The sequence below is a fragment of the Streptomyces sp. SCSIO ZS0520 genome (genome assembly GCF_025643355.1).
GTDB classification, from domain to species: Bacteria; Actinomycetota; Actinomycetes; order Streptomycetales; family Streptomycetaceae; genus Streptomyces; species Streptomyces physcomitrii.
This window is the reverse complement of record NZ_CP092644.1, coordinates 5,080,527-5,099,108: the sequence shown is the minus strand read 5'-3', so window position 1 is coordinate 5,099,108 and position 18,582 is coordinate 5,080,527. Positions and strand designations below refer to the sequence as shown.

General features: G+C 73.1%; 21 protein-coding genes. 4 read left to right on the top strand and 17 right to left on the bottom strand.

The genetic code is table 11. The features are described from left to right. Window positions 1–39: 39 nt before the first annotated feature. Complete coding sequence (gene tsaB / locus MID12_RS20270; protein WP_040252741.1) at window positions 40–693, bottom strand: tRNA (adenosine(37)-N6)-threonylcarbamoyltransferase complex dimerization subunit type 1 TsaB; 654 nt, start codon at window positions 691–693, stop codon at window positions 40–42. Window positions 694–855: 162 nt separating this feature from the next. Here tsaB and MID12_RS20265 point away from each other — a divergent pair, with 162 nt between their 5' ends. Next, the gene (locus MID12_RS20265) at window positions 856–1,407 is read left to right on the top strand and encodes a hypothetical protein (RefSeq protein ID WP_078845473.1); all 552 of its coding nucleotides are present in this window, start codon (window positions 856–858) and stop codon (window positions 1,405–1,407) included. Between the two features lie 286 nt (window positions 1,408–1,693). Here MID12_RS20265 and MID12_RS20260 read toward each other — a convergent pair whose 3' ends face one another. The 6 genes from MID12_RS20260 to MID12_RS20235 all read right to left on the bottom strand — a co-directional run bounded on the left by MID12_RS20260 (window position 1,694) and on the right by MID12_RS20235 (window position 7,490). Continuing rightward, window positions 1,694–1,909 carry a hypothetical protein gene (locus MID12_RS20260; protein WP_263169556.1) on the bottom strand — a complete coding sequence of 72 codons (216 nt, stop codon included), beginning with the start codon at window positions 1,907–1,909 and terminating at the stop codon, window positions 1,694–1,696. 287 nt (window positions 1,910–2,196) lie between these two features. After that, window positions 2,197–2,751 carry a tRNA (adenosine(37)-N6)-threonylcarbamoyltransferase complex ATPase subunit type 1 TsaE gene (tsaE, locus tag MID12_RS20255; protein WP_063778681.1) on the bottom strand — a complete coding sequence of 185 codons (555 nt, stop codon included), beginning with the start codon at window positions 2,749–2,751 and terminating at the stop codon, window positions 2,197–2,199. Then, window positions 2,708–3,937, bottom strand: a complete 1,230-nt coding sequence (locus MID12_RS20250) for an alpha/beta fold hydrolase (protein ID WP_263169550.1) — start codon at window positions 3,935–3,937, stop codon at window positions 2,708–2,710. Before MID12_RS20250 ends, tsaE begins: the two co-directional genes overlap by 44 nt. A gap of 292 nt (window positions 3,938–4,229) precedes the next feature. Beyond that, complete coding sequence (gene alr, locus MID12_RS20245) at window positions 4,230–5,378, bottom strand: alanine racemase (protein ID WP_040252735.1); 1,149 nt, start codon at window positions 5,376–5,378, stop codon at window positions 4,230–4,232. A gap of 236 nt (window positions 5,379–5,614) precedes the next feature. After that, the gene (locus tag MID12_RS20240) at window positions 5,615–7,051 is read right to left on the bottom strand and encodes an NAD(P)H-hydrate dehydratase (protein ID WP_263169545.1); all 1,437 of its coding nucleotides are present in this window, start codon (window positions 7,049–7,051) and stop codon (window positions 5,615–5,617) included. A 70-nt stretch (window positions 7,052–7,121) separates the two neighbouring features. Then, entirely contained in the window at window positions 7,122–7,490 is a 369-nt protein-coding gene (locus MID12_RS20235) for a holo-ACP synthase (protein WP_040252730.1), read from the bottom strand. Window positions 7,491–7,802: 312 nt separating this feature from the next. On the opposite strand from MID12_RS20235, the gene coaA reads away from it, so the two are divergent. Beyond that, the gene (gene coaA / locus MID12_RS20230) at window positions 7,803–8,792 is read left to right on the top strand and encodes a type I pantothenate kinase (protein ID WP_263169540.1); all 990 of its coding nucleotides are present in this window, start codon (window positions 7,803–7,805) and stop codon (window positions 8,790–8,792) included. A 43-nt stretch (window positions 8,793–8,835) separates the two neighbouring features. After that, window positions 8,836–9,816 carry a DUF389 domain-containing protein gene (locus MID12_RS20225; RefSeq protein ID WP_263169538.1) on the top strand — a complete coding sequence of 327 codons (981 nt, stop codon included), beginning with the start codon at window positions 8,836–8,838 and terminating at the stop codon, window positions 9,814–9,816. Between the two features lie 134 nt (window positions 9,817–9,950). On the opposite strand, the gene glmM is transcribed toward MID12_RS20225, so the two are convergent. The 3 genes from glmM to rplM form a co-directional block, all read right to left on the bottom strand. Continuing rightward, complete coding sequence (gene glmM / locus MID12_RS20220; RefSeq protein ID WP_040252726.1) at window positions 9,951–11,309, bottom strand: phosphoglucosamine mutase; 1,359 nt, start codon at window positions 11,307–11,309, stop codon at window positions 9,951–9,953. A 236-nt stretch (window positions 11,310–11,545) separates the two neighbouring features. After that, window positions 11,546–12,070 carry a 30S ribosomal protein S9 gene (gene rpsI / locus MID12_RS20215; protein ID WP_040252724.1) on the bottom strand — a complete coding sequence of 175 codons (525 nt, stop codon included), beginning with the start codon at window positions 12,068–12,070 and terminating at the stop codon, window positions 11,546–11,548. A 42-nt stretch (window positions 12,071–12,112) separates the two neighbouring features. After that, the gene (gene rplM / locus MID12_RS20210) at window positions 12,113–12,556 is read right to left on the bottom strand and encodes a 50S ribosomal protein L13 (protein ID WP_168536272.1); all 444 of its coding nucleotides are present in this window, start codon (window positions 12,554–12,556) and stop codon (window positions 12,113–12,115) included. Between the two features lie 352 nt (window positions 12,557–12,908). Between rplM and MID12_RS20205 the strand changes: the two genes are divergently transcribed. Continuing rightward, window positions 12,909–14,075 carry a hypothetical protein gene (locus MID12_RS20205; protein WP_263169532.1) on the top strand — a complete coding sequence of 389 codons (1,167 nt, stop codon included), beginning with the start codon at window positions 12,909–12,911 and terminating at the stop codon, window positions 14,073–14,075. Window positions 14,076–14,146: 71 nt separating this feature from the next. On the opposite strand, the gene truA is transcribed toward MID12_RS20205, so the two are convergent. The 7 genes from truA to infA all read right to left on the bottom strand — a co-directional run bounded on the left by truA (window position 14,147) and on the right by infA (window position 18,530). After that, window positions 14,147–15,001 carry a tRNA pseudouridine(38-40) synthase TruA gene (gene truA, locus MID12_RS20200; protein ID WP_040252720.1) on the bottom strand — a complete coding sequence of 285 codons (855 nt, stop codon included), beginning with the start codon at window positions 14,999–15,001 and terminating at the stop codon, window positions 14,147–14,149. 115 nt (window positions 15,002–15,116) lie between these two features. Next, complete coding sequence (gene rplQ / locus MID12_RS20195) at window positions 15,117–15,620, bottom strand: 50S ribosomal protein L17 (RefSeq protein ID WP_040252718.1); 504 nt, start codon at window positions 15,618–15,620, stop codon at window positions 15,117–15,119. Between the two features lie 180 nt (window positions 15,621–15,800). Continuing rightward, window positions 15,801–16,823 carry a DNA-directed RNA polymerase subunit alpha gene (locus MID12_RS20190; protein ID WP_040252716.1) on the bottom strand — a complete coding sequence of 341 codons (1,023 nt, stop codon included), beginning with the start codon at window positions 16,821–16,823 and terminating at the stop codon, window positions 15,801–15,803. A 169-nt stretch (window positions 16,824–16,992) separates the two neighbouring features. After that, complete coding sequence (gene rpsK / locus MID12_RS20185) at window positions 16,993–17,397, bottom strand: 30S ribosomal protein S11 (protein ID WP_003948617.1); 405 nt, start codon at window positions 17,395–17,397, stop codon at window positions 16,993–16,995. A 96-nt stretch (window positions 17,398–17,493) separates the two neighbouring features. After that, the gene (gene rpsM, locus MID12_RS20180; RefSeq protein ID WP_040252714.1) at window positions 17,494–17,874 is read right to left on the bottom strand and encodes a 30S ribosomal protein S13; all 381 of its coding nucleotides are present in this window, start codon (window positions 17,872–17,874) and stop codon (window positions 17,494–17,496) included. A 252-nt stretch (window positions 17,875–18,126) separates the two neighbouring features. Next, window positions 18,127–18,240, bottom strand: a complete 114-nt coding sequence (gene rpmJ, locus MID12_RS20175) for a 50S ribosomal protein L36 (RefSeq protein WP_003948619.1) — start codon at window positions 18,238–18,240, stop codon at window positions 18,127–18,129. A 68-nt stretch (window positions 18,241–18,308) separates the two neighbouring features. Continuing rightward, on the bottom strand, window positions 18,309–18,530 hold the full coding sequence (gene infA, locus MID12_RS20170; protein ID WP_003948620.1) for a translation initiation factor IF-1: 222 nt from the start codon (window positions 18,528–18,530) through the stop codon (window positions 18,309–18,311). Between the last annotated feature and the right edge of the window lie 52 nt (window positions 18,531–18,582).

Here is an 18,582-nt window from a genome sequence, read left to right as displayed (position 1 = left end):
CGGCCGCCGCGCTCCGCTGCGGTTCACCGGCTGCGGCGCTCACTTGGGGGTGACCACCTTGTAGTTCTTGGGCACCTGGGCGTCGGGGCGGCGCAGGTACAGCGGCCGCGGGGCGAGGAGTTCCTCACCCGCGGCGAGCCGCCGGGCCGCCACCGCGGCCAGCGCCGCGGCCGAGACATGCTCGGGCCCGCGCGCGTCCGCGAAGACCTCCGGGTAGAGCAGGGCGCCGGCACCCACCGCGGGCAGGGCCGTGAGCTCGGCGGCGATCTCGGCCGGGCGGTCCACGGCGGGCTCCGAGGTACGGGTCGCGGCGTCCTCGTAGCGCGCCCAGTAGACCTCTTTGCGCCGGGCGTCGGTGGCCACCACGAAGGGCTCGTCCAGCCCCGCCTCGTGGGCGAGGCCGTCCAGGGTGCACAGCCCGTGCACCGGGACGCCGAGGGCGAGCCCGAAGGTGTCGGCGGTCATCAGGCCGACGCGCAGCCCGGTGTACGGGCCGGGTCCGACGCCGACGACGATGCCGGTGACCGCGGTGAGCGGGGTCCCGGCCCGCGCGAGCACCCGGTCCACGGCGGGCAGCAGCAGCTCCCCGTGGCGCCGGGCGTCCACCTGGCGGGAGGAGGCGACGACGTTCTCGCCGTCGTGCAGGGCGACCGTGACGGCCGGGGTGGCGGTATCAAGAGCGAGCAGGAGCACGCAAACAGCCTACGGCTCCGGCACCCGTGCCACGGCCCGGCAGCGGCGGACCGGCGCACGAGGGCCCGGCTGCTACCGTCGACCCCGGGGTCCCCTCGGTGCGGGATTCCGCCGAAGGACCCGGCCGCAGGGCGCCGGGTACGGGGACGAGAGGCGGCAGTGGTGTCACGGAGCAGCTCGGGATTCGTGGCCGCGCTCACCGCGGCGGCGATGGCCGCGGTCGGCTTCCTCGCCTACCAGGCCTCGGCGAACGCGCCGGAGGACCTCGGCCGCGAGCCCGCCGCCAAGTCCCCGGGCGCCTCCGGTCCCGAGTCCCCCGCCAAGCCGAAGCCCGACCAGCTGCCCGCCCACTCCGGCACCGGCGAGCGGGTCGTCTACTCGCTGCGCGCCGACCGGGTCTGGCTGGTGGGCGAGGACAACCGGGCCCAGACCAGCTACCGGGTCACCCCGAGCAGCGTCGACCCGCTGCCCGGCAGCTACCGGGTGACCTCCCGCTCCGAGTCCGTGGTCGGCTCCGACGGCGTACCCATCGAGCATGTGGTGCGCTTCGCGGTGACCGACGGCGTGGTGATCGGCTTCAGCGCGGCCGTCGACGGCTCGACCCCGAAGCCCGACCCGGACAAGCGCACCGGCGGCATCCGCCAGTCCCGCTCCGACGCGAATGTGATGTGGAAGTTCGCGGGCGAGGGCGGCAAGGTCGTCGTGGTGCGCTGAGGCGCACGAGTCGCGCTGGGGCGCCCGGATCGCGCTGGGGCGCGTGGGACGCGGGAACGCGGGGCGGGATCTACGACTCGCGTAGGACGTGCCGGGCCGCTTACGCGCAGGGGCGGGGGCGCCTGCGACTCCACTCGCTCACGCGCCGAACCCGCTCAGCGCCGCACTCGCTCACGCGCCGAACTCGCCTACGTGCGCACTCGCCTGCGTGCCGAGTCGCGTCGCGGCGTCGTGCCCCCTCGCGTACGCCGCCGGTGACCCCGGAGGTCAGACGAGCCCGGAGGCCTCAGGCGGCCTTGCTGTCCTGGTGGCCGGTCGGCTCGCCGCGCTCTTCCCGCGGGTCCTGAGTCGTCTCGTGCGGCGGGGTGCGCGGCGGGGTGGAGACCGCGTCCGCGGCGACGCAGGACTGGAGCAGCTCGCTCATCGACAGGGCCGAGGGCACGGGCGGCTCGGCAACGGGCGCCTCGTGCTCCGGCCGCGCCTGGCGCTGGGATGCCGACATGGTGCCTCCTGAGCTTCCGGCGGCAGGCGCAGTTAGGCATGCCTTACCGGTACTCCTTCCATGTCACCACGGACAGCGGCCCCGGCGCAACATTTTGCCGACGGCTTGTCGGGATGTTCATCCTCCCGGGGCCGCCCCCCTCGGGTCCGGGTGGCGGGCGTCGACCGACCGGCCGGAGCGCGAGGTCGGGCCGAACGGGAGAGGTCAGGGACCGCGGGGTACGAGTGGGGCGAACCGGTCAGCCGTCAGCGGTCAGCCGTCAGCCGTCAGCCGTCGGCGATCAGCCGTCAGCGGTCCAGGGACGCGAGGGCTCCGGGCGCCGACCAGCGTGCGCCGAGGCCGCGCAGGGTGACCGTCCGGGTCTCGTCGTGCTCGCGGCCGTCGGCGGGGGCCTGGTCGCCCGTACTGCGCTCGATGGTGATCTCCAGCCGGTCCTCGGACAGCTCCTCGACCTTGCCCTCGCCCCACTCGACGACGATCACCGACTCGGGCAGCGAGACATCGAGGTCCAGGTCCTCCATCTCGTCGAGGCCGCCGCCGAGCCGGTAGGCGTCCACGTGCACCAGCGGCGGACCCCCGCCGAGGGGCGGGTGCACCCGGGCGATGACGAAGGTGGGCGAGGTGACGGCGCCGCGGACGCCCAGGCCCTCGCCGAGGCCGCGGGTCAGGGTGGTCTTGCCCGCGCCGAGTTCGCCGCTGAGCATCACCAGGTCGCCGGGGCGCAGCAGGCGCGCGAGGCCGCGGCCCAGGTCCTGCATGGCGCCCGGGGAGGTGATGGTGCGGCGGACGGTCCTGCCGTCAGCCGCCGTGTTCGGCGCTGGGGCCGGTACTGCTCGATCCATAGTCGCCCACGTTAACGCCTGCCCGGACGGCCCCGGCCCGTACGAGCAGGTCCGCGAGGCGGTCGGTGACCAGTTCCGGGTGCTCCATCATCACCAGGTGCCCGGCGTCGGGGACGAGCACGAGTTCCGCCTCCGGCAGCAGCGCCGCGATGGCCTCGCTGTGCTCGCTGGGCGTGATCATGTCGTGCTCGCCCGCGAGGACCAGCACCGGCAGCCCGGTCAGATGGGCCAGCGCCTCCGCCTTGTCGTGCCCGGCGAAGGCCGGGTAGAACTCGGCGACCACGTCGATGGGCGTGGCCTCGATCAGCCGCTCGGCGAACCGGGCGACGCCGGGGTCGACGTCCTTGGAGGCGAAGGAGTACCGCTTGATCAGCCCGGCGAAGAGGTCGGCGGTCGCCCGCCGCCCGCGCTCGACCAGTTCGGCGCGCTGCCCCATGACCCGCAGCACGCCCGGCAGCACCCGGCGCACCGCGTTGACGCCGAGCACCGGCAGCCCGTAGCTGACCTCGCTCATCTTTCCGGAGGAGGTGCCGACGAAGGCGACCGCCCGCACCCGCTCCCGGACGTACTCCGGGTAGTGCGCGGCCAGCGCCATCACCGTCATGCCGCCCATGGAGTGCCCGGCGAGCACCACCGGGCCCTCGGGCGCGGCGGCGTCCAGGACGGCCTTGAGGTCCCGGCCGAGCTGGTCGATGGAGACCGGCTCGCGCCCCTCGGCCTGGCTGACGCCGCGCCCGCTGCGGCCGTGGCTGCGCTGGTCCCAGTAGACGCAGCGGACCACTCCGCGCAGGGCGGCCCGCTGGAAGTGCCAGGAGTCCTGGCTGAGGCAGTAGCCGTGGCTGAAGACGACGGTGACCGCCGGGGTGCGGCGGCCGAAGAGGCGTCTGCGGCGCTGGGCCGGGCCGCCGTCCCGGTCCGGCTCGTCGACCTCGTAGTACAGCTCGGTGCCGTCGTCGGCGACGGCGGTGCCCGGGGTGCCGCGCAGCGCACCGTAGGAGCCCGCGGAGTCGAGGACGAGCCGGGCCTTCTTGCGCATGCCGCGGCCGACCGTGAGGCGCTCTATCGCGACCCCCGCCGCGGCGCCCGCGGCGACCACGCCGATCGCGGCACCGGCGAGACCGGCCTTGCGCCAGGGCTCCCCACCGGCCGCGACCGCCGCCGCGGCCCGCACACTGCCCTCGCTCACGCCCACTCCTCTCCTCGCCGCTCGCGGCCACCGCGTGGCGCACCGGCGCTTCGCCGTGCCGTCCCGCGTACCCCGTCGCCTCCGCCTGTCCCGTACCCCGTCACCCGCGTATGCCCGCGTTCGCGGGAACCCTGTCGATCATCCTGGGGCCCGCGCCGCTCTGTCCACAGCGTGTTGGCTCACATCTGATCGGCATATTTGTGGGTTGAGTGAGGGTCGGCCCGCAGACCAAGGGAGTGGACAGCGACCGGCGAGCGGCGCGACCGCCGGTCGACGACCGGCCCGGACGCGCCTAGACCCCCGAGTAGACCCGCGGCACCCGGGGACTGATCCGCGTGACGATCTCGTACGCGATGGTGCCCGCGGCCTGGGCCCAGTCCTCCGCGGTGGGTTCGCCGCGGTCGCCGGGGCCGAAGAGGACCACCTCGTCCCCGGCGCGCGGGGTGTCGCCGCCGAGGTCGACGACGAACTGGTCCATCGCCACCCGGCCCGCGACGGTACGGAGTTTGCCGCCGACCAGCACGGGACCGGTGCCCGAGGCGTGCCGCGGGACGCCGTCGCCGTAACCGACCGGGACGAGGCCGAGGGTGGTCTCGCCGGGGGTGACGTAGTGGTGCCCGTAGCTGACGCCATGGCCGCCGGGCACCTGCTTGACCAGGGCGAGCGCGGCCGTCAGGCGCATGACGGGCCGGAGGCCGAAGTCGGCGGGGACGCCGATCTCGGGGCTCGGGGAGATGCCGTACAGGGAGATCCCGGGGCGCACCAGGTCGAAGTGGGAGTCCGGGACGGTCAGGGTGGCGGGCGAGTTGGCGAGGTGGCGCACCTCGGGGCGCAGGCCCTGGGCCTCGGCGTAGGCGGTCATCTCGCGGAAGAGGGCGAGCTGGGCGGCGATGGAGGGGTGGCCCGGCTCGTCGGCGCAGGCGAAGTGGGACCAGAGCCCGGTGACCCGGATCAGCCCCTCGGCCTCGGCGCGGCGGGCGGCGGCGACGAGTTCCGGCCAGTCGGCGGGCTGGCTGCCCGCGCGGCCGAGACCGGTGTCGGCCTTCAGCTGGACGAGCGCGGTCCGGCTCGCGGTGCGTGCCGCGGCCACCACCTCGTCCATCGCCCACATCCCGCTCACCGAGACGTCGATCCCGGCCTCGACCGCCTCGCGCCAGGGCCCGCCCGGGGTCCAGAGCCAGCACAGGATCCGGGCGGCGTCCTGGCCGATTCCGGCCGCCCGCAGGGCGAGCGCCTCCTCGGGGGTCGCGGTGCCGATCCACTCGGCGCCCGCCTCCAGGGCGGCCCGGGCACAGGGCAGCATGCCGTGCCCGTACCCGTCGGCCTTGACCACGGCCATGAAGGCGGCACCGGGGGCGTGGGCGCGCAGGCTGCGGACATTGGCCCGCAGGGCGGCAAGGTCGATCTCGGCGCGGGCGCGCAGCGGGGCAGTTTCAGTCATCGCGCCCTCAGTCTCTCAGAGCCCGGGGCCCGCACCGGCCGCCCAGGCGCGGTTCCCGTCGCCCACCCGTCGTGCACCACCGGCGCTCACCCGACGCGCACCACCGGTCGTCCCCCGTCACGCACCACCGGTCCCGGCCCGACGCGCACCACCGGTCGCAGTCCGTCGCGCACACCGATCCCCGTCCCGGGCGCGCCGCCCGGCCCGGCCCCCGGCCCGCAGCCGCCGCCCGCCCGCTACTCCTCCCGCACATCCCGCCAGGCCGCCCCCAGCGCCTCGGCCACCTGGAAGGCGTGGGCCGGGGCGCCGTCCGCGGCGAAGCGTCCGGCGAGGCCGTGCAGATAGGCGCCGACCGAGGCGGCGTCGAGGCCGTCGAGCCCGGCGGCGAGCAGCGAGCCGGCGAGACCGGAGAGGACGTCCCCGCTCCCGGCGGTGGCGAGCCAGGGCGTGCCGGTCGGGTTGACCCGGACCGGTCCGCCGCCGGGTCCGGCGACCAGGGTGGTGGACCCCTTGAGCAGGGCGGTGGCCCCGAAGCGGTCGGCGAGGGCGCGGACCGAGGCGAGGCGGGCGGACTCGACCTCCGCGCGGCCGGTGCCGAGCAGGGCGGCGGCCTCCCCGGCGTGCGGGGTGAGCACGGTCGGCGCGGTCCTGGCCCGTACCGCCGCGGCATCGGCGTGGCGCAGCCCGTCCGCGTCGACGAGCACCGGGACGTCCGCGGCGAGGATCTCGGCCACCGCCTCGGCGTTCTCGCCGATGCCGGGGCCGACCACCCAGGACTGCACCCGCCCGGCCTTGGCGGGCGGCCCGGCGCTGACCAGGGTCTCGGGGAAGCGGGCGAGGACGGCCTCGGCGGCCGGTCCGACATAGCGGACCGCCCCGGCCCCGCCGTGCAGGGCACCGGCGACCGCGAGCACGGCGGCCCCCGGATAGCGCGCGGACCCGGCGACCACCCCGACCACCCCGCGCCGGTACTTGTCACTCTCCGCCGAGGGCGCGGGCAGCAGCGTACGGACGTCGGCGTACTGCAGGGCCTGGACCGCGGGCGCCTCCGGCAGGTCGAGGCCGATCTCCACGAGCCGTACGGCGCCCGCGTGCTCCCGCCCCGGGTCGACGAGCAGCCCCGGCTTGTAGGTGCCGAAGGTGACCGTGGCGTCCGCGCGGAAGGCCTCGCCGGGCACCTCGCCGGTGTCCGCGTCCACACCGCTCGGCAGGTCCACGGCGAGCAGGACGGCCCCCGACTCCCGTGCCGCGCGGGCGAGCCCGGCCGCCTCGGGGCGCAGCCCGCCGCGGCCGCCGATGCCGGTGACGCCGTCCAGGACCAGGTCCGCCCGGGCGATCTCGGCGGCGCCGCCCTCGGGACCGCGGACCACCCGGCCGCCCGCGCGGCGCAGGGCCGTGAGCCCGCCGGGGTGCGCCCGCTCGGGGGCGAGCAGGACGGCGGCGACCCCGGCGCCCCGGCGGGCCAGGCGGGCGCCCGCGTACAGGGCGTCGCCGCCGTTGTCCCCGCTGCCCACCAGGAGGACCACCCGGGCCCCGTACACCCTGGTGAGCAGTTCGGCCGCGGCGGCGGCGAGTCCGGCCGCCGCCCGTCCCATCAGCGTGCCCTCGGGCAGCCGCGCCATCAGCTCCCGCTCGGCGGCCCGTACCGCCTCGGCCTCGTACGCGCTCCGCATGCCCAGCCCTCCGTGTCCGTTGCCTCCGTGCCCGTTCCCGGTGCCGGGCGGCCGTCCGCCCGCGCCCGGCTCAGCCCTCCGCGATCACCACGGCCGAGGCGACGCCCGCGTCATGGCTCAGCGAGACATGCCAGGAGCGGACGCCGAGTTCGGCGGCGCGGCGGGCCACGGTGCCCTCGACCCGCAGCTGCGGGCGGCCGCTGTCCTCCACCCAGACCTCGGCGTCCGTCCACTTGAGGCCCGCGGGGGCGCCGAGCGCCTTGGCGAGCGCCTCCTTGGCGGCGAACCGGGCGGCGAGCGAGGCGATACCGCGGCGCTCCCCGCTCGGCAGGATCAACTCGGCTGGGAGGAAGAGGCGTTGGGCCATCGAGGGGGTGCGTTCCAGTGAGGCGCGGAACCGGTCGATCTCCGCCACGTCGATGCCCACCCCGATGATCACGCGCGCTCCCGTTCCTCTCCGGCCCGTCCGGCCCCGCCCGGCCGCCGCGGTCCGCCGCGCCGACCCGCCGCCTGCCGCGGCGCCCCCGATCGTACGGCCGCCCCGCGTACGCGTCTGCCGGAGCACGGAGAGCGGGACGGCCCCCCGGTCCGGCCGCCCGCCGACACGCTCCACGATTACGCCCATACCGGCAGCCTACGGGCGTACCGCCCGCGTTTGCCGCCCGGAGCCGACCCCTCACCGGCGCCCCGCACCCCCGAAGGTGACGCACCCCACCCTTCGCTCCCGCCATACAGCCGTAACAATGAACTGGTGATCTCACCGGTCTCCTCGCCGCCCAGGAACGCGCACCGGCCCCGGCCGGAGGCGACTCCCTACGTCGACCTCACCCGCGCCGAGTGGAGCGCCCTGCGCGAGAAGACCCCGCTGCCGCTGAGCGCGGCGGAGGTGGAGCAGCTGCGCGGCCTCGGCGACGTCATCGACCTCGACGAGGTGCGCGACATCTATCTGCCGCTGTCCCGGCTGCTCAACCTCTACGTGGGCGCCACCCACGGGCTGCGCGGCGCGCTCAACACCTTCCTCGGCGAGAAGGGCTCCCAGTCGGGCACCCCCTTCGTCATCGGCGTCGCGGGCTCGGTCGCCGTCGGCAAGTCCACCGTCGCCCGCCTCCTCCAGGCGCTGCTCGCGCGCTGGCCCGAGCACCCGCGCGTCGAACTGGTCACCACGGACGGCTTCCTGCTGCCCATGCGGGAGCTGCGCGAGCGCGGCCTGGTCTCCCGCAAGGGCTTCCCGGAGTCCTACGACCGGCGCGCGCTGACCCGCTTCGTCGCCGACATCAAGGCCGGCAAGGACGAGGTCACCGCCCCCGTCTACTCCCACCTGATCTACGACATCGTCCCCGACCAGAAGCTGGTCGTGCGCAGGCCCGACATCCTCATCGTGGAGGGCCTCAACGTCCTGCAGCCCGCCCTGCCCGGCAAGGACGGCCGCACCCGGGTGGGCCTCGCGGACTACTTCGACTTCAGCGTGTACGTGGACGCCCGCGCCGAGGACATCGAGCGCTGGTACCTGAACCGCTTCCGCCAGCTGCGCGCCACCGCCTTCCAGGACCCCTCCTCGTACTTCCGCAAGTACACCGAGGTCTCCGAGGAGGAGGCCCTCACCTACGCGCGCACCACCTGGCGCACCATCAACAAGCCGAACCTCCTGGAGAACGTCGCCCCCACCCGGGGCCGCGCCGCCCTGGTCGTGCGCAAGGGCCCGGACCACAAGGTCCAGCGGCTGAGCCTGCGCAAGCTCTGAGCCGGGACCGCTGCCCGGCCCGGCGCCCGCGTAGTCTGCGCGCATGCTGCACCTGCGTGTGATCTGCCCCGCCGAGCGCACCGAGGAGGTGGTGCGCCTGGCCGAGTCCAGCGTCGGCACCGCGCACCTGGTGGTCCTGCCGGGAGCCGCCCGCAACCCGGCCGGGGACCTGGTGCTCTGCGATGTGGCCCGGGAGGCCGCCGAGCACCTGCTGCGCGGGCTGCGCGAACTCGGCATCCCGGACAGCGGCGCGGTCAGCGTGGAGGACGTGGACCTGACCCTGTCCCGGCGCGCGGACAAGGCGGAGGCCGAGGCGCCGGGCGAGGCGGCCGACGCGGTGCTGTGGGAGGAGCTGACCGAGGCGACCCACGAGGAGTCCACCCTCAGCATCACCTATCTGGCCTTCCTCACCCTCGCCATGATGATCTCCGCCTGCGGTGTGGTCCTGGACAACGCGATCCTCATCGTCGGCGCGATGGCGGTCGGCCCCGAGTTCGGCCCGCTCGCCGGGATCTGCACGGCCCTCGCACGGCCCGCGCCGCGGCTCGCGGCCCGCTCGCTGACCGCGCTGCTCGTCGGCTTCGCGGTGGCGATGCTGATCACCGTCGGCTTCAGCTATGTCATGGACTGGGTCGGCCTGTTCAGCGACACCAAGCTGGACGCGGAGCGCCCCAACACCAACTTCATCTACCGCCCGGACTGGTTCTCCTTCGTGGTCGCCGTCCTCGCGGGCTGCGCCGGCACCCTCTCGCTGACCTCCGCCAAATCGGGCGCCCTGGTCGGCGTCGCCATCTCGGTGACCACGGTCCCGGCCGCCTCGAACGCGGCCGTCGCCTTCAGCGTGGACGAGTACCACCAGGCCTGGGGCTCCACCGAGCAGCTGCTGCTCAACATGGTCGGCATCGTCCTCGCGGGCACCTGCACCCTGCTGCTGCAGAAGGCCCTCTGGGCGGGCACCCACGGCCACCGCTCCCTGCCGGGCCACTTCCCGGGCACGCACCCGGCCTCCCGCAAGCGGCCCTGAGCACCCGGGCCCGGCCCCGGCCCCGATCCGCTCCCGTACGCGAAGGCCCCCACCCTCAACGCCAAAAGCCGCGCCCCGTACGGCAGTTGCCGTACGGGGCGCGGCCCAGCGGAAGGCGCGGATGCGCAACCGGCTCAGCCCAGCGCGGACTTGACCACGTCGGCGAGGCGGGCGGCCACCGCGCGGGCCTGGTCGATGTCGGCGGCCTCGACCATCACCCGCACCAGCGGCTCGGTGCCCGAGGGGCGCAGCAGCACCCGGCCGGTGGCGCCGAGGGTGCGCTCGGCCTCGGCGACGGCGGTGGCCAGCTCGGCGGAGGTGGTGACCCGGGTCTTGTCCACATCGGGGACGTTGACCAGGACCTGCGGCAGCCGCTCCATGACGCCCGCGAGCTCGGCGAGGCTCCGGCCGGTCTCCGCGACGCGGGCCGCGAGCAGCAGCCCGGTCAGGGTGCCGTCGCCGGTGGTGGCGTGGTCGAGGATGATGACGTGCCCGGACTGCTCGCCGCCGAGGGCGAAGCCGTGCCGCTTCATCTCCTCCAGGACGTAGCGGTCGCCGACGGCGGTCTGCACCAGGCTCAGTCCCTCGCGCTCCAGGGCGAGCTTGAAGCCGAGGTTGGACATCACGGTGGCCACCACGGTGTCCTCGCGCAGCACCCCCCGCTCGCGCATGCCGAGCGCGAGCACCGCGAGGATCTGGTCCCCGTCGATCTCCGCGCCGGTGTGGTCCACGGCCAGGCAGCGGTCGGCGTCCCCGTCGTGCGCGATGCCGAGGTCGGCGCCCTGCTCGACGACGGCGGCCTTCAGCAGGTCGAGGTGGGTGGAGCCGCAGCCCTCGTTGATGTTGAGGCCGTCCGGCTCGGCGCCGATGGTGACGATCTCGGCACCGGCGCGGGCGAAGGCGGCGGGCGAGACCCGGGAGGCGGCGCCGTGCGCCTCGTCGAGGACGATCTTCAGCCCGTCGAGCCGGTTGGGCAGCACCCCGAGCAGATGCGCCGTGTACTGCTCGACGCCCTCGGTGTACGGGGTGACCCGGCCGACCCCGGCACCGGTCGGACGGTCCCAGGGGGCGCCGGTGCGGTGCTCCTCGTAGACGGACTCGATGCGGTCCTCCAGCTCGTCGGCGAGCTTGTGGCCGCCGCGGGCGAAGAACTTGATGCCGTTGTCCGGCATGGCGTTGTGGCTGGCGGAGAGCATCACGCCGAGGTCCGCGCCGAGCGCGCCGGTCAGGTGGGCCACGGCCGGGGTGGGCAGCACGCCGACCCGCAGCACATCGACCCCGGCGCTGGCCAGGCCCGCCACCACGGCGGCCTCCAGGAACTCCCCGGACGCGCGGGGATCCCTGCCCACCACGGCCTTGGGCCGGTGGCCTGCGAAGGTGCCCGCCTCGGCGAGTACATGGGCCGCCGCCACGGAGAGGCCGAGCGCGAGCTCCACCGTCAGATCCGCATTGGCGACACCGCGCACGCCGTCCGTGCCGAAGAGTCGTCCCACTGGTGTCCTCCGAACTTTCTCACTGCTCGCTGAAGCGCCGTCCGGGCGGCCCGTCCACCCCGGGGAGAGTCGTCCGCTCTCGCAGGGTGGTCGGAAATCATTCGAACATGCAAGCCTTGAAGCGCCTTGTGTCGCTATACGTCCACATACACCCAAGGTCTGCCACAAACGAACGCCCCGGCAGCACAGCGTGCCGCCGGGGCGAACGGAAGTACAGGAAAGGCGTAATCCTGTGATCAGCGCTTGCTGTACTGCGGGGCCTTGCGGGCCTTCTTCAGACCGGCCTTCTTGCGCTCGACCGCGCGGTCGTCGCGCTTGAGGAAGCCGGCCTTCTTGAGGGCGCCGCGGTTGTTGTCGACGTCGGCCTCGTTGAGGGCGCGGGCGACACCGAGGCGCAGGGCTCCGGCCTGACCGGAGACACCGCCGCCGGCGATGCGGGCGACGACGTCGTAACGGCCTTCGAGTTCGAGCACCTTGAAGGGCTCGTTGACTTCCTGCTGGTGCACCTTGTTCGGGAAGTAGTCCTCGAGGGTGCGACCGTTGATCTTCCACTTGCCGGTGCCCGGGACGATCCGGACGCGGGCGATGGCGTTCTTGCGGCGGCCCAGTCCGGCGGCCGGCTGGGGCTCACCGAAACGCGAGGCCAGGGACTCGGACGTGTACTCGCCCTCGACGGGGACCTCGGTCTCGGAGGTGTACTGCTCGGTGTGCTCGACGTCGGTTTCCTCGACGAGCGGCTGCTCAGCGGTGGTCTCGGCCACGATGCTCCTCAGATTCTGTTCAGTCTTAGGGGGTGGCCGGACTTACTGCGCGACCTGGGTGATCTCGAACGGCACCGGCTGCTGGGCAGCGTGCGGGTGCGACTCGCCCGAGTAGACCTTCAGCTTCGAGAGCATCTGACGGCCCAGGGTGTTCTTGGGGAGCATGCCCTTGACGGCCTTCTCCACGGCCTTCTCGGGGTTGTTCGTGAGGAGGTCGTCGTAGCGGACGCTGCGCAGACCGCCCGGGTAACCGGAGTGGCGGTAGGCGAGCTTCTGGGTCCGCTTGTTGCCGGAGAGGTGCACCTTGTCGGCGTTGATGATGACGACGAAGTCACCGGTGTCGACGTGGGGCGCGTAGATCGGCTTGTGCTTGCCGCGCAGGAGGGAGGCGGCAGTGGTTGCCAGACGACCCAGGACAACATCCTGGGCGTCGATGACGTGCCACTGGCGCGTCACATCGCCGGGCTTGGGGCTGTACGTACGCACGGTCGTAGCCTTCGCTTCTTCTGTGGTGGATGCCGCCGCACCCGTGAGAGGGGTACGGAGACAGGGTCCTGTTCAAGGTCACCACGGACGATCACGACAGCCCTGACCGCGGCGGTCGACGCAAACCGCCTGCAGGTCGCTGGTCATCGGCCCGGTGGACCGGCGTAACGGCAAGCTCACGTGAGTTTGAGCGAACCAGAACGCATAACAAAAGAGCAGACTACCCGCGCCGCCCCGGAAGGGTCAAAACGCGGACCAGGCGGCCACCGTCCCGCCCCCGGCCCCGGCCCCGCGGCGAATCCTCACCCGCCCGGCGCACCGCTCATGGCCCGCCCGCTCTAGGATGCGCCCCATGAGCTTTGGGCAGGGGGGACCCCCGCGGGGTCCGGGCGGCTCGGGTCAGCAGCCGGGCCAGGGCGGGGCGCAGCAGAACCCGCAGCAGAACAGCGGCCAGGGTTACGGCTACCCGCAGCAGGACGGCGGCTACGGCTATCCCCCGCAGCAGCCGCAGGGCTACGGCTACCCCCCGCAGCAGAGCGGCGGCGGTTACGGCTACCCCCCGCAGGACAGCGGCCAGGGCTACGGCTACCCCCAGCAGAACAGCGGCGGCTACGGCTACCCGCCCCAGCAGCAGGCGCCGCCCCCTCAGCGGCAGGGGCAGCAGCAGTACGGGCAGCAGCCGGACCAGGGGGACCAGCGGCAGCGGCCCGGCAGCGGCGGCACCCCGGACTGGGGCGCCCTGGCCGAGGCCTCCGAGTCGCGCGCCCGCAAGCGCAAGTGGCTGATCGCGGGCGCCGCGGGCCTGGCCACCGTGCTGATAGGCGTGGGCGTGGCGGTCGGCGTGGTCTCGGCCAACGGGGACAGCGAGGCCTCCGACGACCCGAGCGGCAAGCTACCCGGCACCGCGGACATCCCCAGCGACACCAGCAGGCCGGGCCCCTCCTTCGAGGCGACCACCCCTCCCCCGCCGCCGGACCCGGTGGACTACATCTCCAGCGCGAAGAAGGACAAGGCGCCGCTCGGCCCCGGGACCCTCTTCCCCGGCACCAAGCTGACCAAGGGCGACCGGGTCTACCGGAAGGGCCCGGTCCGCGACACGAAGAAGTGCGCCGAGGCCACCCGCGGCGACCTCGGCGGGGTGCTCACCAAGAACAAGTGCACCCGCATGATCCGCGCCGCCTACACCCGCGAGGGCGTCTCGGTCACCATCGGCGTCGCGGTCTTCGACACCGCGGCCCAGGCCGCCAAGGTCGTCCAGCAGGCCGAGGACGGCAACATCGTCTCGCTGACCGGCAAGCCGGTGGGCACCTACTGCCGCTCGGGCGTCTGCCGCGACACCGTCAACGCCCGCGGCCGGTACGCCTACTTCAGCATCTCGGGCTTCACCAGCGGCAAGGACGTCACCAAGAAGGACCGCGAGGTCTACCGCGTCAGCGACGACCTGCGTGTCTTCACCCTCAACCAGATCAACCGGCGCGGCGAGGCCCAGGCCTCGGCGGCGGCCGAGGCACCCCGCTAGCCCGGCACCCCGGTAGCCCGGCACCCCGCTGGCCCGGCGGCGCACGCCCGCGGCGGACGGGCCGGGCGGGCTCAGCAGCAGCCCGCCCCCGGCAGCGTCCGCCGGTTGCGCGCCTCCAGGTTCCGGGCGGCCAGCAACTCGTCGGCGGGATAGCCGACTTCCTCCAGGGTCAGGCCGTGCGGGCGCACCACGTGCACCGCCGAGTCCCGTACGCCCGCGGCCAGCACCCGGCCCGGCCAGTCCGGCTCCCGGTGCCCGTCCCCGACGAAGAGCAGCGCCCCGATCAGCGAGCGCACCATGTTGTGGCAGAAGGCGTCCGCGCGCACCGTGGCCGTGACGATGCCGTCCGCGTCCCGTACCAGGCTCAGCTCCTGGAGCGTGCGGATGGTCGTCGCGCCCTCGCGCTTCTTGCAGTAGGCGGCGAAGTCGTGCTCGCCGAGCAGCGCCCGGGCCGCCTCGTTCATCGCCGCGACGTCGAGCGGCCAGTCGTGCCACAGGACATGGCCGCGCAGCAGCGGGTCGACGCCGCCGGGGTGGTCGGTGATCCGGTAGGCGTAGCGCCGCCAGATCGCCGAGAAGCGGGCGTTGAACCCGCTGGGCGCCTCGTCCGCGCGCCAGATCCGCACGTCCTTGGGCAGCCGTCCGGCCAGCCGCTTGAGCAGCTTCTCGCGGTGCTCGGCCCAGAGCGCGGCGGGCAGGTCGACATGGGCCACCTGTCCGCGGGCGTGCACCCCGGAGTCGGTGCGCCCGGCCACGGTCAGCTCGAAGCCCCGCTCGGCGCGCGTCACCACCCGCAGCGCGTCCTCGATCTCGCCCTGCACGGTGCGCCGCCCCCCGGCCTGCTTCGCCCAGCCGGAGAACTCCCGGCCGTCGTAGCTCAGATCAAGCCGCACCCGTACGAAGCCGGGCTCCACCTCGTCCGCCACCTTCCGGGGCCTCCTGTCCATCCGCCCGGCCACCGCGCCGGGTCCAGCGGGTCCGCGCATGGCACGGGCCCGCACCCCCGGAGGGATACGGGCCCATGCGACGCGTTCAGAACGCTCAGGCGTCCTTGGCGTCCTCGGCCGGAGCCTCGGCGTCGTCCTTCTTCAGGTCCGCGGCCGGAGCCTCGTCCTGCTTCTGGGCGTCTTCCTTGACCGCGCGCTTGGTCGCGGCCTCGGCCTCGCCGGTGGCCTGCTGGGCCACGGTCAGGGCCTCCACCAGCTCGATGACGGCCATGGGCGCGTTGTCGCCGCGGCGGTTACCGATCTTGGTGATACGGGTGTAGCCACCCGGGCGGTTCTCGTACCGCGGGCCGATCTCCGTGAAGAGCGTGTGCACGACGCTCTTGTCGGTGATGACCTGGAGCACCTGGCGGCGGTTGTGAAGGTCGCCCTTCTTCGCCTTGGTGACCAGACGCTCGGCGTAGGGCCGCAGACGGCGGGCCTTCGCCTCGGTGGTGGTGATGCGGCCGTGCTCGAAGAGCGACTTCGCGAGGTTCGCGAGAAGCAGCTTCTCGTGCGCGGCACTGCCGCCAAAACGGGCACCCTTGGTGGGCTTCGGCATGGTGTTGCTCCTCCATGTCTGCCCCGGCCGTATCAGGTACCGGGGTCAGTGTCCGAGCAGGCGGTCGCCCGTCGGAGATCCGGATCCGCCCCCGAAGGGGCGGTCCGGACAGGGGCGCGGGGAGCTGCGTGAGTACCGCAGCGCACCCGCACCCGGGATCAGGCCGTCAGGCCCGAGCGGTCAGTACTGCTCGGTCTCGACGAAGCCCGTGTCGCCCTCGTCGTCCGCCCCGAAGGCGTCCGCCGCGGCGGTCGGGTCGAATCCGGGCGGGCTGTCCTTGAGCGCGAGGCCCATGCCGGCCAGCTTCGCCTTGACCTCGTCGATCGACTTGGCACCGAAGTTGCGGATGTCGAGCAGGTCGGCCTCGGAGCGCGCGACCAGTTCACCCACGGAGTGGATGCCCTCACGCTTGAGGCAGTTGTACGAGCGGACCGTGAGCTCCAGCTCCTCGATCGGCAGCGCGAGATCGGCGGCGAGGGCGGCGTCCGTCGGGGACGGGCCCATGTCGATGCCCTCGGCGTCGATGTTGAGCTCGCGGGCCAGGCCGAAGAGCTCGACCAGGGTCTTGCCCGCGGAGGCCATGGCGTCCCGGGGGCGCATGGCCTGCTTGGTCTCGACGTCGACGATGAGCTTGTCGAAGTCGGTGCGCTGCTCGACTCGGGTCGCCTCGACCTTGTAGGTGACCTTGAGGACCGGGCTGTAGATGGAGTCGACCGGGATCCGGCCGATCTCCTGGCCCAGCTGCTTGTTCTGCACGGCGGAGACGTAGCCGCGGCCGCGCTCGACGGTCAGCTCCATCTCCAGCTTGCCCTTGCCGTTGAGCGTGGCGAGGACCAGGTCGGGGTTGTGGACCTCGACACCGGCCGGGGGCGCGATGTCGGCGGCGGTGACCAGACCCGGGCCCTGCTTGCGCAGGTACATCACGACCGGCTCGTCGTGCTCCGAGGAGACGACCAGCTGCTTGATGTTGAGGATCAGGTCGGTGACGTCCTCCTTGACGCCCGGCACGGTGGTGAACTCGTGCAGGACACCGTCGATGCGGATGGACGTGACCGCCGCACCCGGGATCGAGGAGAGGAGCGTACGGCGGAGCGAGTTGCCGAGGGTGTAGCCGAAGCCCGGCTCCAGCGGCTCGATCACGAACCGGGAGCGGAACTCGTCGACGACCTCTTCGGTCAACGAGGGACGCTGAGCGATCAGCATGAAGTGATTCCTTCAGTCAGGGGCACCCGCTATTTGATGCCCGACTTCCCGGACCGAGGTCCGGGTTCCACTTGCAAGGGTACGGGCGGCACGGCCCCACGAGGGAGTCGTACCGCCCGATGACCCGAAAGCTGCGCTGCGGGCGGGGCCGGGATCCGGCCCCGGACCATCAGACGCGGCGGCGCTTGGGCGGACGGCAGCCGTTGTGCGGGGTGGGGGTGACGTCCTGGATCGAGCCGACCTCGAGGCCGGTGGCCTGGAGGGAGCGGATCGCGGTCTCACGGCCGGAGCCGGGACCCTTGACGAAGACGTCGACCTTGCGCATGCCGTGCTCCTGCGCGCGGCGGGCGGCCGACTCGGCGGCCATCTGCGCGGCGAAGGGGGTGGACTTGCGCGAGCCCTTGAAGCCGACGTGGCCGGCGGAGGCCCAGGAGATCACGTTGCCCGTGGGGTCGGTGATCGAGACGATCGTGTTGTTGAACGTGCTCTTGATGTGCGCGTGGCCGTGAGCGACGTTCTTCTTTTCCTTGCGGCGCACCTTCTTGGCAGCGCCCTGACGTCCCTTGGGGGGCATGTCTTAACTCCTACGGGAGGTGGTCGGTCCTACAGCGAAGACCGCTGGTACGCGGTGGTCCGGACGACTGCCGGACACCGCCGAGTCCGCTGCGGACTACTTCTTGCCCGGCTTCTTCTTGCCGGCGATGGCGCGACGCGGGCCCTTGCGGGTGCGGGCGTTGGTGCTGGTGCGCTGACCGTGCACGGGCAGGCCACGGCGGTGACGCAGACCCTGGTAGCAGCCGATCTCGACCTTGCGGCGGATGTCGGCCTGAACCTCACGGCGGAGGTCACCCTCGGTCTTGAGGTTGGCGTCCACGTACTCGCGGATCTTGACCAGCTCCTCCTCGGAGAGGTCACGCACGCGGGTGTTGGGGTTCACGCCGGTCTCGACCAGCGTCTTCTGCGACAGGGTCCGGCCGATGCCGAACACGTAGGTGAGGGCGACCTCCACACGCTTGTCGCGCGGGATGTCGACACCGGAAACGCGTGCCATTCAATGGCTCCAGTTGATTCGCGGAGGTCTTCCACAGGGCCGCTCCCGACCTCCCCCACTCTCGGCTTCGCTCGACCGGGAGGTGCCCCCAGCCGCCTCCTCGGGGAAGACGAGAGTGCGGTACGGACCGGGTCCCCGGCCTCCGACCGGGGGTGTCGCCACTCCGAGGGCGCGATGCCTCGGAAGTTCAGACGGGCCCTGCGTATTTTCTTTGCTTGCGTCGCGCGAAGTTCTGCGGAGTGCAGACCTGCGTCAGCCCTGGCGCTGCTTGTGGCGCGGGTTGTCGCAGATGATCATGACTCGGCCGTGACGGCGAATCACCCTGCACTTGTCGCAGATCTTCTTGACGCTCGGCTTGACCTTCATGGGTGTGAGGTTCTCCGGGTCAGTGCCAGCGGCCCCGCCACCGAGCGGCAGCGGGGTACGGGCAAGATCTACTTGTACCGGTAGACGATCCGGCCACGGGTCAGGTCGTACGGAGACAGCTCCACCACGACCCGGTCGTCAGGGAGGATACGGATGTAGTGCATACGCATCTTGCCGCTGATGTGTGCCAGGACCTGGTGGCCGTTCTGGAGCTCGACCTTGAACATGGCGTTCGGAAGAGACTCGACGACAGTGCCCTCGATCTCGATGGCACCTTGCTTCTTGGCCACGCTTCGCCCTTCGAATCGACTACCTTGATCGGCCCCGCCCCCTGACCATCCC

Bases quoted from the DNA above. Each gene is read 5' to 3' on its own strand.
- rpsK (WP_003948617.1), bottom strand. From the start codon at position 17,397: ATGCCCCCCAAGGGACGTCAGGGCGCTGCCAAGAAGGTGCGCCGCAAG.
- MID12_RS20240 (WP_263169545.1), bottom strand. From the start codon at position 7,051: ATGCGGAGCGCGTACGAGGCCGAGGCGGTACGGGCCGCCGAGCGGGAG.
- MID12_RS20190 (WP_040252716.1), bottom strand. From the start codon at position 16,823: ATGCTGATCGCTCAGCGTCCCTCGTTGACCGAAGAGGTCGTCGACGAG.
- MID12_RS20205 (WP_263169532.1), top strand. From the start codon at position 12,909: ATGAGCTTTGGGCAGGGGGGACCCCCGCGGGGTCCGGGCGGCTCGGGT.
- rplQ (WP_040252718.1), bottom strand. From the start codon at position 15,620: ATGCCGAAGCCCACCAAGGGTGCCCGTTTTGGCGGCAGTGCCGCGCAC.
- rpmJ (WP_003948619.1), bottom strand. From the start codon at position 18,240: ATGAAGGTCAAGCCGAGCGTCAAGAAGATCTGCGACAAGTGCAGGGTG.
- MID12_RS20225 (WP_263169538.1), top strand. From the start codon at position 8,836: ATGCTGCACCTGCGTGTGATCTGCCCCGCCGAGCGCACCGAGGAGGTG.
- MID12_RS20260 (WP_263169556.1), bottom strand. From the start codon at position 1,909: ATGTCGGCATCCCAGCGCCAGGCGCGGCCGGAGCACGAGGCGCCCGTT.
- tsaE (WP_063778681.1), bottom strand. From the start codon at position 2,751: ATGGATCGAGCAGTACCGGCCCCAGCGCCGAACACGGCGGCTGACGGC.
- alr (WP_040252735.1), bottom strand. From the start codon at position 5,378: ATGACTGAAACTGCCCCGCTGCGCGCCCGCGCCGAGATCGACCTTGCC.
- rpsM (WP_040252714.1), bottom strand. From the start codon at position 17,874: ATGGCACGCGTTTCCGGTGTCGACATCCCGCGCGACAAGCGTGTGGAG.